This window comes from Ruegeria sp. HKCCD7296 (assembly GCF_013110775.1).
GTDB lineage: Bacteria > Pseudomonadota > Alphaproteobacteria > Rhodobacterales > Rhodobacteraceae > Ruegeria.
Genome location: NZ_WVRF01000017.1, coordinates 50841 through 65854, shown reverse-complemented (window position 1 = coordinate 65854; position 15014 = coordinate 50841). Strand labels below are relative to the sequence as shown.

Here is a 15014-nt window from a genome sequence, read left to right as displayed (position 1 = left end):
TGTCCCTACGTGTTGTGTTTGAGCTGCATTAAAGGCGTAAAACTTTGCCAAGGAGCTCCAAGATTATTCACAAATTTGACCTTAAATGTTGAAGGATGCCAAGTAAGGCTGGAATAATATTTTGTTTGCGTGATTTCTTGCGTGGTGGATATCGGTTTTTAGAGCAGTAGAGCAGTAGAGCAGTAGAGCAGTATGAAGATTGTGATTTTCGGGTTGGGGTATGTGGGATTTACGGCGGCATGTTGCCTGACCCGCGAAGGGCATGAGGTCATTGGTGTTGATGTGAACGCCGACAAGATCTCGGAGATAAATGCGGGGCAGCCGCCCATCAAAGAGCCGAAAGTGGCCGAGCTGCTGACCGAGGCATTGCGCAAGAATCTGATCCGGGCGGTGGTTGAGATGCCGGATCTTTTACATGTGGATCTGGCCATCGTCTGCGTCGGCACGCCAAGCTCGATCGACGGGTCGCATAACATGAGCTTCGTGGCCGAGGTGACGCGCCAGATTGCCGAGACCGTTTCACCCGACCGGGCCCGGCCCCTGACCGTGGCTTATCGGTCGACCTTCCGGCCCGGGACCGTCACGCAGCTGGTTGAGCCCATTTTCCAAAGCTATCTGGGGGATCGGACCGCACAGGCGATCGAGGCGGTTTATAACCCGGAATTCCTGCGTGAAGCCTCGGCAGTGGATGATTTCTTTAACCCGCCCAAGATTGTTGTGGGCACCCGCGACGGGGCGCGGTCGGCCGTCATGGACGCGCTGCACGAAGGTCTGGATGCGCCGGTGTTTTACACCGAATACGAAGAGGCCGAGATCACCAAATTCGTCGACAACACCTGGCATGCGACCAAAGTGGCCTTTGCCAATGAGGTGGGTCGTATCTGTCACCGGATGGGCGTGTCGGCCAAAACCATGCACGAGATTTTCGTCTCGGATACCAAGCTGAACATTTCTTCCTATTACACGCGCCCGGGCGGTGCATTCGGGGGTTCGTGCCTGCCCAAGGATGTACGTGCCTTGCAGCATATTGCCGGCGAGGTAGGAGCGCATACGCACCTGATCGACAGCCTATTGCGCACAAATGAAGCGCACAAAAGCTATCAGGCGCAGCACATCATGGACCGGTTGCCTGCTGGAGGGCGGGTTCTGATGGCAGGGCTGGCTTTCAAGGCGGAAACGGATGATCTGCGCGAAAGCCCCAATGTCGATATCGCCCGGCGTCTGCTGCAGGCGGGCTATCAGCTGTCGGTTTATGACCCGGCGATCCGGCCTGCTGATCTGCGGGGGCAGAATCTGGGGTATGCCTTCACCCACCTGCCTAATGTGAGCAACCTGCTGGTGGACCGCGCCACGGCCGAGGCCGGGCCGTGGGATCTGGTGATTGGATCGAACCGGATCGTCAATGATCTGAATCTTGGCGATGCAGAGGTGGTAAGAACCTATGAATATGACTAGCCCCTTATCCGCCGTGCAGCCGATCTCGTTCGACGAATTGCGCCAGAGCCAGCCTTTGAAAGGGCTGAAGGTTTTGATCGTCGTCGAAAACCTGCCCGTGCCCTTTGATCGCCGTGTCTGGATGGAGGCCCGCACGCTGGCCGCCGCAGGCGCGTTGGTCTCGGTCATCTGTCCCACCGGCAAGGGGCATGAGGAACGCGTCTGGGAAGACGAAGGCATCAAGGTCTATCGCCACCCGCTGCCTTTGGATGCCAGCGGCGCGCTGGGGTATCTGTTGGAATATGGCGCGGCGCTGTTCTGGGAAAGCTGGCTGGCACTGAAGATCAAGTTTACCCGCGGTTTTCACGTCATCCATGGCTGCAACCCGCCTGACCTGATCTTTCTGGTGGCGCTGCCCTTCAAGCTGTTTGGCGTGCGCTATCTGTTCGACCACCACGACATCAACCCCGAGCTTTACGAGGCCAAGTTCGATAAGCGCGGCTTTTTCTGGAAGCTGATGAAGACGTTCGAGCGGCTGACCTTCGCCTCGGCCTGGGTGTCGATTGCCACCAATGAAAGCTATCGCAAGATCGCCATCGAACGGGGTGGCATGGCGCCCGAGGATGTGTTTATCGTCCGCTCAGGCCCCGATCTCAGCCGGTTGCAGCACCTGCCGCCGAACCCGAATTGGCGCAATGGGCGCAAATATATGGTCGGCTATGTCGGTGTCATGGGCGATCAGGAAGGCATCGACCTGCTGCTGGAATCCGTGGCGCACCTGGTGCAGGTTCAGGGGCGCGACGACATTCAGTTCTGCCTTGTGGGCGGCGGCCCCAGCCTGGACAAGCTGAAGCAGCAATCCGTCGATATGGGCCTGTCGGACTATGTCACTTTCACCGGCCGTGCGCCGGATCAGGATCTGTTCGAAATCCTGTCGACCGCCGATGTCTGCGTGAACCCGGACCGGGTGAACGAGATGAATGACAAATCCACCATGAACAAGATCCTGGAATACATGGCGTTCGAGAAACCCATTGTTCAGTTCGACGTGACCGAGGGGCGGTTCTCAGCGCAGGCGGCGTCGCTGTATGCCAAGGCCAACGATCCAGTGGATATGGTCGACAAGATCACCGAACTGCTGGCGGATGACGAGCGCCGCGCTGCCATGGGCCGCTATGGGCGTGCAAGGGTCGAGGCCGAGATGGCCTGGCCGCACCAGGTGCCCGCGCTGATTGCAGCGTATAAGCGGATCTGGAAGGGCTAAGATCCTAAAAGTCGCTTGTTGGCGTCCTTTCGTTTAGGCGCGCTTATCTAAGCTCAGGCTTTCGACAACTCGACTTTTCCAGTCGAGCTTGGTGATTATGACAGGATAAGGTGGCTGCGTTACAAAGTAATGCGGGCATTGATTGATTGGGTAGGGCTTCTGGCGTCGTTTTTTGTTCGTCTGCCCTTGGACACACCGCAGCGTTTCCCGATTGCAATCAAGGTAAACCTAAAGCCTGATTTTATCTTAAGTCAAAATGGTACGAATTGAGGCAAGCGGTTCAGGCTAGGTTCCATGAACCGCTGCAGCCTCGCATCCGCATCCGCTTCGGTTTCACCAGGCAGGATCGGGGTTACAAAGCGCACCAACGCCCCATCGGTCCGACCCATGGTAAAGCCGTCCTGAACCACACTTATCTTGGCGCGGAAGTCATTGACCATACGCTTTCCGCGCTGTTCGAACCAGTAATAGACCAGCTGTTTTGACAACTCTTTCTGGATCACCGCGCGGTTGACGGTAAAGCTGCCATAGGGGGTGTTGCCCGGGTTGATCTCATAAGGTTCCAGACTGAAGATTTCCCAACCGCCAACTGGCAGGCAAACCTCGGGCGAATGAATGCCGTCACCATCGGTCTGCTTGTTGTAGAAGGCCACGAACATGTTCACGAAATCGCCCGATCCGCTGTCGATATAGGTGGCATGAAGATAGTCGCTGGCACCCAGCGTCCGTTCGACATTTGGATCAAGGCTGGTGGGTGAACCCGACCAGTCGCCCAATTGACGCGGATAAAGCACAAGCGGGTCACGCTCGATTGGCTTTACCTCCGAGGCGGGCCGCAAGGTCCATGCGGTTGAAACCGCCAGCGTCAGAAGGGCTGCGACAGCCAGCGCCACCGATGCGCGAATACCAAAGATACGCAACGCAACTGTGCCCAGCCCCTGCGTGTCCAGATCGATTGTTTCGGCAAAAGGCTGCGGGTTAGGGGCCAGACGCTGCAACCCGATGGCCATCAGGAACAGAATGGCCACGCAAAGTATAAAGATGATCCAGCCTTCGAAGAAATGCATAAAGCCTTCGGCGTGTTCGATGCCGTGGTGGTTGACCAGAACTCCGATCACACCGATGCGGATCGAGTTCATCAGCACGGTCAGCGGAGCGGCCGAGACCAGCAGAACCACCTTGTGCCAGATCGGACCGCGGTAGAGCAGGGCAAAGAGATACGAGAAGCTGAGGATCGGGAACAGGTAACGCAGGCCCGAACAGGCCTCGGCCACCTGCAATTTATAGACGCCCAGATCGATGACATTGCCTTCGATAAAGACTGAGACACCGGCCAGTTGTACGAACCACACGCCCAGCTCGGAGGAAACCCATTGCAGGAAGATTGTGAGCTTCCAATAGACGAACTGCGGCAGGGGCAGCATGAACACGAGGTGTAGTACGGGCAGCTGATGGTATTTGCCCCGCTGCCAGCCGAATACGGTCAGCATGACGCCACCGGTCCAGATGATCATGGCATAGGTGACGATATCGGGGATGCGGGCCAGATTTCCCAAAATGGCGATGATCAGGGCCACGGCAATCACCGCCACACCCGGCCACCGATCGCGCACGACCGGATTGGGTGGCGGCATGTCCCTGAGTTCACGCAGGAACAGATACAGCGAAATGATCGGGATCAGCGGACCATGGCTGTATTCCGGTGTGCTCCAGGCGGCCCCAAGCGAGACAATACCAATCCAGAAGACAGGTAGTGATCCAAGCAACAACAGAGCAAACCAAGACAACCCCGCCGCGTTGATCCTTGGCAGGGTCATCCGGGCCGTCTCAAGCGTATTGCTGCGGCTGTCTTTCGAATCGGGACGATGCATCACAGACCATAATGCACAATATGAAGGGCGCTGAAATTGTAACGGTCCCGGTTCCCGCGCTTTTGATCCTGCGCTGATACAATCAGCCAATCGTGACACGATTGTCCAGAACCCCCACCTTACGGTTTGAGAGTAAACCGCCGTCCGAGTGTCACAAAGACCGAGTTCGAAGAGGCTTTGAAACCGTTCTGGTCATCCGCCTCGTATTGGTAGCCAACATTCACCGCCCAGTCTTTTGTGATCGCACGGGTATAAGATGCGTCGAATGTTACGCGCTGGCGTGGGTTGGAGGGGCCTGACCCATCATTCTCTTGGTCAATAAAGTTGATGCTGAAATTAAGGGCGGAAACTGGGTTGATGAAGTAATCATAAGTCAGGAACGCCACTGTCTGACGAGTTTCTATGCTTTCCGTACTGGTTCCCACTTTGCGCTGAATTGTTGCGCCGATCTGAGAGCTGGCCAACTGATAGCTGTAATTAATTTGGCCGATTGGTGTAATTTCATCGAAGGGGCCTCGAGTGAAGCCGGCATTAAAACTGAACACGCCATTGTTGCGTAGGAAATTTCTACCCGCAGTTGCGTTTATTCTAGAGCCGTTTACTCCGAAATTTTGGTCAATCAAAATATTAGCCGAGCCATCTGAGAGTGCTTTGCTCCACGAAAAATTCCAAACGAAGCTTTCTGTAACGTTGTTCGTGTTGGTCGCGCGTTGTGTGTCATCAACTTGGGTATAGCCAATATTTGCGCCGACGGTGGTAACGGCGGACAAATCATATGTTGCGCCGGTTGATACCGTCGTCGTCCGAGTATCAGTTTGCGCCGTATCGTCTGCCGTGAAGTCGTTGTAGCCGATACGTAGATTGCCCTGCAAGACCGGAGAAGCTCTGAGCAACACCGCAGCTGTGTAGTTATCTCTTCTGTTGTCGAATAAACTTGGATCTATCGTATTTGCGTACCCGCGTTCGCTGTGATTGTAGGTAAACTGAAATCCCAATGGGTCGTTCAAACCTATCTCCCAATCCAAGCTGCCGCGGGTATTGACCTGATCTCCGACGGTTCCGATAACATCAGAGGAGTCGATGATTCCGTCTAGGTTTATGTCAGTTAGTGATCGGTTGAACGCCAGATCCCGTTCGCGATATAGTGCAAGCAAGCTCAGCCGGCTGTTTGCTCGGTTCCGTTGATAAGAGAGCTGTGCCGAAGGATCTGAAAAACTGGACTCTGTTCCAATGATTGGTTCGTTGGCGACTCGATAGAGCCCGGACAGGTCGAAGCTTAAGGTAGAATCTGGAGTTTGTCTCAGAACATTTAGAGCTAGACTATTTTCCCACCAAGTGGTGGACCCAAGTGAAGGATCGGTCAGACGAAGGTTGTCGTCGTGTCTAAGCGAAGACAGGAAATCCAATGTAACGCTCAGACCAGTTCCGACGCCAGTTTGTTGACCTGTGGCTTGCAGGCCGACCCTTCGAGCTGGGTTTCGTTGTGCTTGCTGCGCAATGAGTTGTTGGCTTGGGGTCTGTTGGACTTGCGAACTGGGAGTCGTCGTTTGTTGTATAGTGGTTTGTCGACTGGACGTCAGTGATTGCTGCGTCGACGAAGCCTGTTGTCCAATCGCTGGCGTAATTGAAATTGTAAAAGCGATCCCGCCCCCCAACGCGGTGGACAGCCTGAACCTGAATTTCCCCACCTGTATCAGCCCCTATTCGAACAAGCGGCGTGCTGGTACGATCACAACATCTCCGGCTTTGAGCACCGTATTGCCTTTAATGCCTCCGCCCGAACCATTGTAATTATAAGTGAATGTATTCATCACGCCTGTTTTAGTGTCAGCCCGTCGCAATTCGATGCGTTTGCGGGCCGCGAAGTTGGTCAGGCCACCGACCTGAGCCAGAACCTGAAGGATGGTTGTCCCTTCGGTTGCAAGATGTTTTCCGGGGACATTAACTTCCCCCATTACAAATACTTCGATCGTCGGTCCCGTTGCACCGGTAACGCCAGGAACCAGTGATGGGGCAAGCGAAGCAACCGAGATAAAAACTGTCGGGGGGGTATTGAAATTCGCTGCCAGAGCCGACGAGAGAGCCGAGCTAAGTCCATTGGTCGATTGTCCAGCGGCCCTGAGTGATCCCGCAAGAGGGAAGTTTATAGAGCCATCCGGCAAAACTAGGGTCGTCCGGTTCAGAGTGGGGTCTTCTAAAACTTCAACTTGAAGGGCATCACCTGGTTGAATCTGATAGGATTGCGCCCACGCTCCGGTCGCCACGCCCAGAGTCATAGCCAATGCAATCAATGAACCGATTACTGTCCGCATGCTCAAATCTCTCACAATTTTCCCCTTTATGTCGATTCTCAGCTGACGAAGCAATCTGTGGCCGTTTCAACGGGTGTGTGATGCGGCAGAAATGCAGCGGAATCCGCGTTTGAGGTTACTGCCCTGGGTTATTTGTGATGCTGGCTCGTTCGATTTCTTCTTGCAGCGAAGGGGAAACGTTCAGGGGGACACCTGTCGCCAGCGCCGCGCGATAGGCGCGCAGGGCGTCCTCCCGGCGATCGACAGCTGCGTATGCCTTGCCCAGATGATACAGCACCAGCGGATGGTCCGGGAATACGTGTGCTGCGGGCTCAAGATATCTCACGGCTTCGTCGTAATTGCCCATCCTGTAGGCAACCCAGCCATAGGTCTCCTGAAAGACGGGAACACGGGTGCCGCGCAGGCGCCGCGCCAGAACGATGGCGCGTTGCAGACTTTCATCATCGCTGCGATGGGTTGTCAGCAAACTGGCCAAATTGTTAGCCACAAGCAGGGACCGGTTGCTGAGCGGATAGAGCTTTTCATAGACCGCAATCGCCTGATCCAACTCTCCGGCGCGTTCGTAATCTGCTGCTTGCAGCATCAGAAGATCAGGGTTTTCCGGCAATCTGGCCAGAGCATCGGTCAGGATGGATTGGGCCAGCTCCTGTTCGTCGCGTGCTGCCACGAGCGCATGGAGGGATAACCAGGCACGCGCCGTTTCCGGATAGTCGACGAGAATCGCGCGATAAAGCTGCTCAGCCTCGCTGCGTTTGCCTTCGTCCGCCAGGGCACGAGCTTTGACCAATCGTATTGGCAGAGAATTGGGGTTGTCCGTAAGTAAATCATCCAGGCGGGTAAAGGCGGCGGTGGCCTGCCCCTGCGCCAGCAACGAGCGAATAAGCGCGATATCGGCAGGCAGACCGAATTCAGGATCGTTCGCCAGCTCGGTCAGGAACGCCGTTAGTTCTTCGGTACGTTCCTGGGCCGCAAGTATGTGGGCCTTGAGCTCGTTTGCAAGACGCCGCGCCTCGGGGGTATCCAAGTCCGTTATAGAGCTTTGGACAACCTCCAGCCGCTCCCAATCTTTTAAACCCAGATAAACTTCCCCCAAAAGAAACAGAAGATCGGGCTTGTTCGGGGTCTGATGAAGGGATGCAATCAGAACGCGTTCGGCGATTTCCGGATCATTCTCTTCTATCAGGAACCGGGCGTAGCGCAGCGTTTCCTCCGGTGCATTGCGCGATACTTCCGTTGCCAGAGCCAGCATTTCCCCCATCAGTTCCCGGTCCCCATTTTGTTGATGGGCTTGGGCCATAAGGGTCATCAGCTGCGGATCGCGGGGGTTCTGGCGAAGCGCCTCGCGCAAATGCAAGATGGCATCGCCGGTATTGTCTTCTTCAAGCAGCCAGGACGCTTTGAATTTGAGCGCTTCGACCTGGGTGGGATCTTCGGACAACACTTTTTCGATCAGTGCACGGGCTTCACCGACTCTATCCGTCTGAAACAGCACCCGCGCGAATTCTACCTCGCTTTCGCGGGTCTGTGTGGTGCGTTGCGCACCTTCAAGCAATTCCTGCATCTCGGCGATTGCAGTCTGTTCGTCGCCAGACCGGAACTTTAAAGAGGCACGTATTGTTCTGAAGCGGGATGTATTGGGCCCGTTTTGCGCGATGATCGTATCCAATTCCGAGATCGCGGCTGGAATGCCTCGGCTCTCGCTTAAAAACGCAATCAACCTTTGGGCTGGCATAAAATCTTCAGCCAAGGGGTTCACCTCGGCGCGCAACATTTTTTCCGCAGCATCCAGATCGTTCTGATCAATATAATGCTGGATCAATAACTGTTCGACGCCTTCATCGTCAGGGAAAACCACCGCCATCTGCTGGAGCAGCGTCTCAACTTCGGCAGCTCTGTCCAGCTCCTGCAAGGCGCGCAGACGGAGTTCGTAGAGAGTTTCTTTCTTCGGATCGACTGCAATGGCCGCTCCGGTTTCGGTCAACACACCGGTCCAGTCCTGATTACGAACCAGGTGGTCAATCACAACCTGACGCGCGGTCATCACCTCGGGATTGCTGTCGATCATCGTTCGGGCGGTATGAACGGTAAAGTCTACGCCAGCGGCGTCGCCATCCCGAACCGCATCAGTATAGGCCAGCGTATTGTTGATGGACTTGAGCTCGATATCGTCCGGGGCCAGCGCGGCCGCTGCGGCGCCATAACGCCTGACATCGTCCCAGTTGCCGACGTCCAGCGCCATTTCGGCAAGGCTGCGCTGCCCTTCGAGGTTGTCTGGATATTGCTCGACCAGCCGGAGATACTGGCTATAGGCACCACGGATATTGCCGCGTTCACGTTCCATCCTGGCAAAGGTCAAACGGGCCTCTTTGTGCTTCCCGTTCAATTTGAAGACGTTTCGGAACTCGACCAATGCACGCTCGACATCGCCGGACTCCAAGTGTGCCAGTCCCGCCTGAAAATGTGCTTCTGCCCGCTCTTCCGCCGAGTCGCAGGAGCTCAGCAGCAGGGTTGCAGCGAAAAAGGCTGGGGCCAACCATTTGTTCATAGGGGTTCCGCTTCTGCTCAATGCTACACTCCCGCACAAATTTCACGCGCGGCCAGCAGTTTCATTCGGCCGCGTGCTCCGGGTTTAACACCCGGTGCCGCGCAGAACGACTGAGATCGTCCGGATCAGGGTGGAAACATCTGTTCTGAACGAAATTCTCTTCCAGTATTCCGTGTCGTGATATGCCCGCTCGGCAAAGGAGGACTGATTGCGCTCGGAAACCTGCCAAAGCCCTGAAATTCCCGGGCGCATCGCCGTATAGAACTTGCCGGGATATAAATCCTGCTGGTTCAGCATCATGGGGCGAGGGCCGACCAGAGACATTTCGCCCACAAAGACGTTCCAGAACTGCGGCAGTTCATCCATGGAAGATTTACGCAGGAATGTACCGAACTTGATGATACGCGGGTCGTTGTGCAGCTTTTGATTACGGTTCCATTCGTCTCGGGCTTCGGGGTTTGCGGCCAGATGTTCTTTCAGCACGGATTCGGCGTCGTGCACCATGGTGCGCAGCTTGAGCAGCTTGAAGGTTTTTCCGTTTTTGCCGACCCGGTCCTGTCGATAAAACGGCGTCACGCCCTGACAGACCAGAAAGACGGCCAGAAAGGCAATCATCGGAACGACAAACGGCGTCACAAGCAATGTGACCGCGATATCAAAGACGCGTTTCCCGACGCCTCTGTAGAACCCCGGATGCTGTACGGAGGTCGGCATAACAGAGATGCTAGAGTAGCCAGCGTTGGCCACTTCTTTGGAATGAATTGTCACTATTTAAACCCCCAACACACACGGATACTCAACCACCACCTAACCAAACTTAGGAACTCACTGCGTTCAACCTCAACTTCTATACAAAATATTCTATATTTTTATCTAACTTGGCAATCTACCAACGTTCGTTCAGATTGCAGATTTCTGTGGCCAATTATTAACAAATTCCGTACCGGTTGCCAAACATTATTCCAGACGTGCAAGCCCCGGATTTCCGGAAAACGCAATTCTTATAGGGCTGTGGCGGCCTGCACGACCCTTTTGATCTCGTCGGATTTATTGGTCAGTTGTAGTGGAATTCGAGACAATAAATCGGTTTTTGAGCCTTTGGTCTCTAAAGGGGCCGGATTTTGAGAGTTCAACAGTTTCCTCCGATGCCTGCCTCAGGTCACGTCTGCTGCATTTCCGGGCATTTCTCGTGAGGCCCGATGCGGAAACAATTGCCCAAAACCCCTTCTATTAGGTGGCGCAAAGGGTCAATTCCTCGCATGTAGCACGCGCAATCTTGATTTTATGGCACAGTACTAGCCAATTATATTTGGTTCATGTGATATAAGTACATTGGATTGCGATCTATGCGCATTATGTGAGGAATTTCTGGTGGTTCAGGGTTTAGGTGATCTCCGGAGGGCCAGCATTAGGTTTGACAAAGCGGAAGGTAACCGGGGAGCGATGGCGTCAAGCGACGGGTTCTACTTGGATTTCTTCGGGCTCGACCGCCGGCCCTTCACGCTGCTTCCGGATCCCGGATTCATGTACTGGTCGCCGCTACACAAGCGCGGTTATTCGGTCCTGCAATTCGGCATCATGAGTTGTGCGCCCATCACGGTGCTGACCGGAGAAATCGGAGCCGGGAAAACCACCCTGATACAGCATCTCCTCAGCGAGATGGAGCAATCGATCACGGTTGGGCTGATTTCGAATGCGCAGGGCGGTCGCGGAGAGTTGCTGCAATGGGTTCTGCACGCGTTGGGTTTGCCAATCGAAAATGACGCAAGCTATGTGCAGATATTCCGGGCGCTGCAGGATTTCCTCGTCTCGGAATACGCCGAAGGCCGGCGGGTGGTTCTGATCTTTGACGAAGCGCAGAACCTGACCGTCGAAGGGTTGGAAGAAATTCGGATGCTGACCAATATCAATTCGAACACGGATGAACTGATCCAGCTTGTTCTGGTTGGTCAGCCAGAATTGCGCGACATGGTCTTGGATCCCAAAATGCGGCAGCTGACGCAGCGCGTGGCTGCAAGCTTTCACTTGGAACGGATGGATGAATCATCCGTGGAAGCCTATATCCGGCATAGGATGAAAACGGCTGGCGGGTCAGGGGACGAGTTTTCCGAAGACGCCTGCAAGCTGATTTTTCAGCAGACCCGCGGGGTGCCGCGTCTGGTTAATCAGTTCTGCGATTTTGCCCTGCTTTATGCCTGGACGAATGAAGCGGATAAGGTCGATGAATCCATCGTCAATCAGGTGATCGATGATGGTGTTTTCTTTGGCGGAAACTCACTTGAGAAGGAGCTGACAGTCTAAGATGGGTCCTGTACGCTACTATTTCTCCATTTTTCTGAGGCGACTGCCCTATTTCCTCGTGGTTGCTACGATCGTCTCTGCGATTTCGGTCACAGTGGCGATGACATTGCCACCAACCTATTTGTCGACGATGCGGTTGATCGTTGAATCTCCGCAAATTCCAGGAAGCCTTGCGGCCAGTACAGTCACCGCAACTGCGGGGGAGCAGCTCCAAATTGTTGAGCAGCGTTTGCTGACACGCCCGGTTCTTCTTGATATTTCTCGTAAATTCGAGATTTTGCCCGATCAAGCAAATGCAAGTCCAGATCAAATAGTGAATGAGCTACGCACGAAGACCAACATACGTATCTCAGCCGGGCGCAATCAAGCAAATCTGATGACGATTACATTCGAAGGCCGCTCTGGTCTGATTGCTGCGGGGGTTTTAAACGAATACCTAACAGAAATTCAGAAACTTGACGTTGAATATCGCAAGGAACGAGCTTCAGATACGCTGACGTTTTTCGAGGTAGAGGTAGACCGTTTAGGCGGTGAGCTCGACGAGCTCAGTGCACGTATTTTACAGTTTCAAAATGAAAATGCCGGGGCCCTGCCGGCCAGCTTACAATTCCGGATGGCACGGCAAGGTTCTTTGCAGGCCACTCTTCAGCAGACAGATCAACAGATTTTTTCTCTTCAGAATCAACGCGAAAAGCTGTTGGAAATCTACAGTGCGACTGGTCAGATTACGACCGTCGGACAACAACCACAAACACAGGCACAGCAGCAGTTGAGCCAGTTACGTAACCAACTAGACAACCAATTGGGGGTTTACTCTGAAAGTAGTCCTCAGATCAGAATTCTACGGGCCAGAGTGAATCGCTTAGAAGAAGTTGTTGCAGCTGAACAGACCGCTGCCTCGCCTCAATCCGCTCCACAAACAGGAAATTCATCGCTAAATCTTCAACTGGCTCAACTGGATTCACAAATAGCCGCACTTGAAGATCAGAGGGCAGTTACGCAAGAAAACCTCGACCAAGTGACGCTTTCAATTGATCAGACGCCAGCGAATGCGATTGCACTGGCCGAGTTGCAGCGCGACCATGGTAATATACAACTCCAATACAATACAGCAGTTGCACGTTTAGCTTCGGCATCGACAGGCGAACGGATCGAAGTTACGTCACAGGGACAACGGATTTCGGTGATTGAACATCCGGCTGTGCCGAGTTCCCCGGCAAAGCCTAACCGCGTTGTCCTGGCAGGCGGAGGAACCTTTGCCGGAATCGCGATGGGCTTGGCTTTTATTGTTTTGTTGGAACTTCTGAACCGTGCTGTGCGAAGGCCGGAAGATTTGATCAGCAAGCTGGATGTCTGGCCTATCGCGACGATCCCTTATGTGCGGTCGCGCGGAGAGATTATGAGGCAGCGCCTAACTTGGGCAGCAATTATTCTGGTAATTATGGTTGGTGTACCTGCGAGCATATGGGCGGTGCACACCTACTATCTGCCACTGGATCTGCTCACAGAAAGAGTGATCGACAAGCTTGGAGTATTTTAGATGATTTCTGTTCTTTTTGAAGTAAGGAAGGTGTAATGGACCGTCTTCAGCAGGCGATTCAGAAGGCCCGTGAGGAACGTAGTAGTCGCCAGCCATCCCAACCGCCGCCGTTGACTGAAGAGCAGAGGCATATTCCTCCGGACAGTGTCGATGACGACGCCTGGCAGGCGGTGCCTGAAATTGAAATCGATCCACGCCTCATCTCCCGCAAGCGCCTGATGTCCTTTCGTGGCGGCGCAGATGCCACGCCTTATGACATGCTGCGCACCAAGATGCTGCAGCAGGCCCTGACCAACGGTTGGCGCCGGGTGGCATTGACGTCTCCTTACAGTGGGTGTGGTAAAAGCACTTCAGCCGCCAATCTGGCCTTCAGTTTGGGGCGGCAGGAAGACTTGCGGACGATCGTGATCGATTTCGACATGCGGCGCAGAGGTCTGGCTGAGATTCTGAAACAGACCGGTGAATATAGTATGGCCGATGTCATTCGGGGCAATGTGCCATTTCAAGAACATGCCTTGCGCCATGGAAACAACGTAATCTTCGGGCTGAACTTTTCCTCGACACGCAACCCGGCTGAAATTCTGCAAAGTCGCCAGACAATCGAGTTTTTGGAGCGGCTCGAGGCGGAATACAAACCCGACGTCATTCTGTTCGACACGCCTCCGCTGATGGCCAGCGATGACAGCCACGGGTTTCTCAGAAATGTCGACTGCGCTCTGCTTTTGGTGGCAGCTGAGGAGACCAGTATCGATCATATTGATGTCGCCGAGCAACAACTGGCGGAGCTTACGAACGTCATGGGGATTGTTTTGAACAAGTGCCGGTATATCAGCGGGGCCTTCGGAAATGAGTACGGTTCCTACTGATATGCCTCCTACCGATGCGGTCATTATCCCTCATTACAATGATCTGTCACGGTTGGAGAGATGTCTGCATGCGCTATGCGAGAATGATCTGGAGGACACCGAGGTCGTTGTCGTCGACAACAACTCCCCGGTTTCGCTGGATGGCATCCGACAGGCCTTCCCCGAAATACGCTTTCTGGTAGAGCTGCAAAAGGGTGCGGCGCATGCGCGCAATCGTGGAGTTGCGGAAACCACAGCGCCGCGAATATTCTTTATCGATGCCGATTGCGTTCCCGCGCCGGATTGGCTGTCAGTCGGGCGCCAGATCGCGGATCAGGCGGATTTAATCGGTGGCCGGGTTGATGTTTTTGACGAAACTCCGCCTCCGCGCAGCGGGGCTGAAGCCTTCGAGGCTGTCTTTGCCTTCAACTTCCGAAGATATATCGAAGTTCAGGGATGCTCCGGCGCCGGTAATCTGCTGACCAGGCGGGATGTATTTGACAAAATCGGTGGGTTTATCAATGGTGTCTCCGAGGACCGGGAATGGACCATGCGTGCCGTTGCCCATGGCTATAGCTTGATCTACCGGGACACGCTTTGCGTTAGCCATCCATCCCGACAAGACTGGTCTGCGCTCAAAGCCAAGTGGCGACGGACGACGCAAGAGGGGTATCAACTGAACGGAACAGATGCCCCGGCACGTCTTCGATGGGCAATCCGTGCGCTTGCAATGCCGGCAAGCGCGGTTGTGCATACCCCGAGAGTTGTTTCCAGCAATAGGCTAGCCTCAAGAGGTGAGGCTTTGCGCGCCATCTCGACCCTGTTTCGGCTCAGATGCCAGAGGATGGTCTGGATGCTGCGTCAGGCATCGGGCGGTAGTATCTGATACATCACAACTGAAA

General features: G+C 54.4%; 11 protein-coding genes. 6 read left to right on the top strand and 5 right to left on the bottom strand.

The genetic code is table 11. From position 1 onward, the window contains the following. Positions 1 to 192: 192 nt before the first annotated feature. The gene (locus GS632_RS18900; protein ID WP_171722297.1) at positions 193 to 1455 is read left to right on the top strand and encodes a nucleotide sugar dehydrogenase; all 1263 of its coding nucleotides are present in this window, start codon (positions 193 to 195) and stop codon (positions 1453 to 1455) included. Next, positions 1448 to 2698: a glycosyltransferase family 4 protein gene (locus GS632_RS18895; RefSeq protein ID WP_171722296.1), complete on the top strand. Its 1251-nt coding sequence runs from the start codon at positions 1448 to 1450 to the stop codon at positions 2696 to 2698. The genes GS632_RS18900 and GS632_RS18895 overlap by 8 nt, the downstream gene beginning before the upstream one ends. Positions 2699 to 2949: 251 nt before the next feature. Here GS632_RS18895 and xrtD read toward each other — a convergent pair whose 3' ends face one another. The 5 genes from xrtD to GS632_RS18870 form a co-directional block, all read right to left on the bottom strand. Beyond that, the gene (gene xrtD / locus GS632_RS18890) at positions 2950 to 4569 is read right to left on the bottom strand and encodes a VPLPA-CTERM-specific exosortase XrtD (protein WP_253284510.1); all 1620 of its coding nucleotides are present in this window, start codon (positions 4567 to 4569) and stop codon (positions 2950 to 2952) included. 119 nt (positions 4570 to 4688) lie between these two features. Then, a complete protein-coding gene (locus GS632_RS18885) occupies positions 4689 to 5975 on the bottom strand; it encodes a hypothetical protein (protein WP_171722295.1) in 1287 nt (428 codons plus the stop codon). Between the two features lie 294 nt (positions 5976 to 6269). Next, positions 6270 to 6881: a polysaccharide biosynthesis/export family protein gene (locus GS632_RS18880; protein WP_171722294.1), complete on the bottom strand. Its 612-nt coding sequence runs from the start codon at positions 6879 to 6881 to the stop codon at positions 6270 to 6272. A gap of 115 nt (positions 6882 to 6996) precedes the next feature. Beyond that, a complete protein-coding gene (locus GS632_RS18875) occupies positions 6997 to 9426 on the bottom strand; it encodes a tetratricopeptide repeat protein (protein ID WP_171722293.1) in 2430 nt (809 codons plus the stop codon). 84 nt (positions 9427 to 9510) lie between these two features. After that, a complete protein-coding gene (locus tag GS632_RS18870; RefSeq protein WP_171722292.1) occupies positions 9511 to 10140 on the bottom strand; it encodes a sugar transferase in 630 nt (209 codons plus the stop codon). Positions 10141 to 10869: 729 nt separating this feature from the next. Between GS632_RS18870 and GS632_RS18865 the strand changes: the two genes are divergently transcribed. From GS632_RS18865 to GS632_RS18850, 4 genes are read left to right on the top strand one after another with little or no spacing between them, the layout of a single operon-like run. Further along, positions 10870 to 11727: an ExeA family protein gene (locus GS632_RS18865; protein ID WP_171722291.1), complete on the top strand. Its 858-nt coding sequence runs from the start codon at positions 10870 to 10872 to the stop codon at positions 11725 to 11727. Between the two features lies 1 nt (position 11728). Continuing rightward, positions 11729 to 13267: a lipopolysaccharide biosynthesis gene (locus GS632_RS18860; RefSeq protein ID WP_171722290.1), complete on the top strand. Its 1539-nt coding sequence runs from the start codon at positions 11729 to 11731 to the stop codon at positions 13265 to 13267. A 35-nt stretch (positions 13268 to 13302) separates the two neighbouring features. Then, entirely contained in the window at positions 13303 to 14133 is an 831-nt protein-coding gene (locus tag GS632_RS18855) for a CpsD/CapB family tyrosine-protein kinase (RefSeq protein WP_171722289.1), read from the top strand. Then, on the top strand, positions 14114 to 14998 hold the full coding sequence (locus GS632_RS18850; protein WP_253284509.1) for a glycosyltransferase family 2 protein: 885 nt from the start codon (positions 14114 to 14116) through the stop codon (positions 14996 to 14998). The genes GS632_RS18855 and GS632_RS18850 overlap by 20 nt, the downstream gene beginning before the upstream one ends. Positions 14999 to 15014: the final 16 nt, after the last annotated feature.

Bases quoted from the DNA above. Each gene is read 5' to 3' on its own strand.
- GS632_RS18900 (WP_171722297.1), top strand. From the start codon at position 193: ATGAAGATTGTGATTTTCGGGTTGGGGTATGTGGGATTTACGGCGGCA.
- GS632_RS18895 (WP_171722296.1), top strand. From the start codon at position 1,448: ATGACTAGCCCCTTATCCGCCGTGCAGCCGATCTCGTTCGACGAATTG.
- xrtD (WP_253284510.1), bottom strand. From the start codon at position 4,569: ATGCATCGTCCCGATTCGAAAGACAGCCGCAGCAATACGCTTGAGACG.
- GS632_RS18880 (WP_171722294.1), bottom strand. From the start codon at position 6,881: ATGCGGACAGTAATCGGTTCATTGATTGCATTGGCTATGACTCTGGGC.
- GS632_RS18875 (WP_171722293.1), bottom strand. From the start codon at position 9,426: ATGAACAAATGGTTGGCCCCAGCCTTTTTCGCTGCAACCCTGCTGCTG.
- GS632_RS18870 (WP_171722292.1), bottom strand. From the start codon at position 10,140: ATGCCGACCTCCGTACAGCATCCGGGGTTCTACAGAGGCGTCGGGAAA.
- GS632_RS18865 (WP_171722291.1), top strand. From the start codon at position 10,870: ATGGCGTCAAGCGACGGGTTCTACTTGGATTTCTTCGGGCTCGACCGC.
- GS632_RS18860 (WP_171722290.1), top strand. From the start codon at position 11,729: ATGGGTCCTGTACGCTACTATTTCTCCATTTTTCTGAGGCGACTGCCC.
- GS632_RS18855 (WP_171722289.1), top strand. From the start codon at position 13,303: ATGGACCGTCTTCAGCAGGCGATTCAGAAGGCCCGTGAGGAACGTAGT.
- GS632_RS18850 (WP_253284509.1), top strand. From the start codon at position 14,114: ATGAGTACGGTTCCTACTGATATGCCTCCTACCGATGCGGTCATTATC.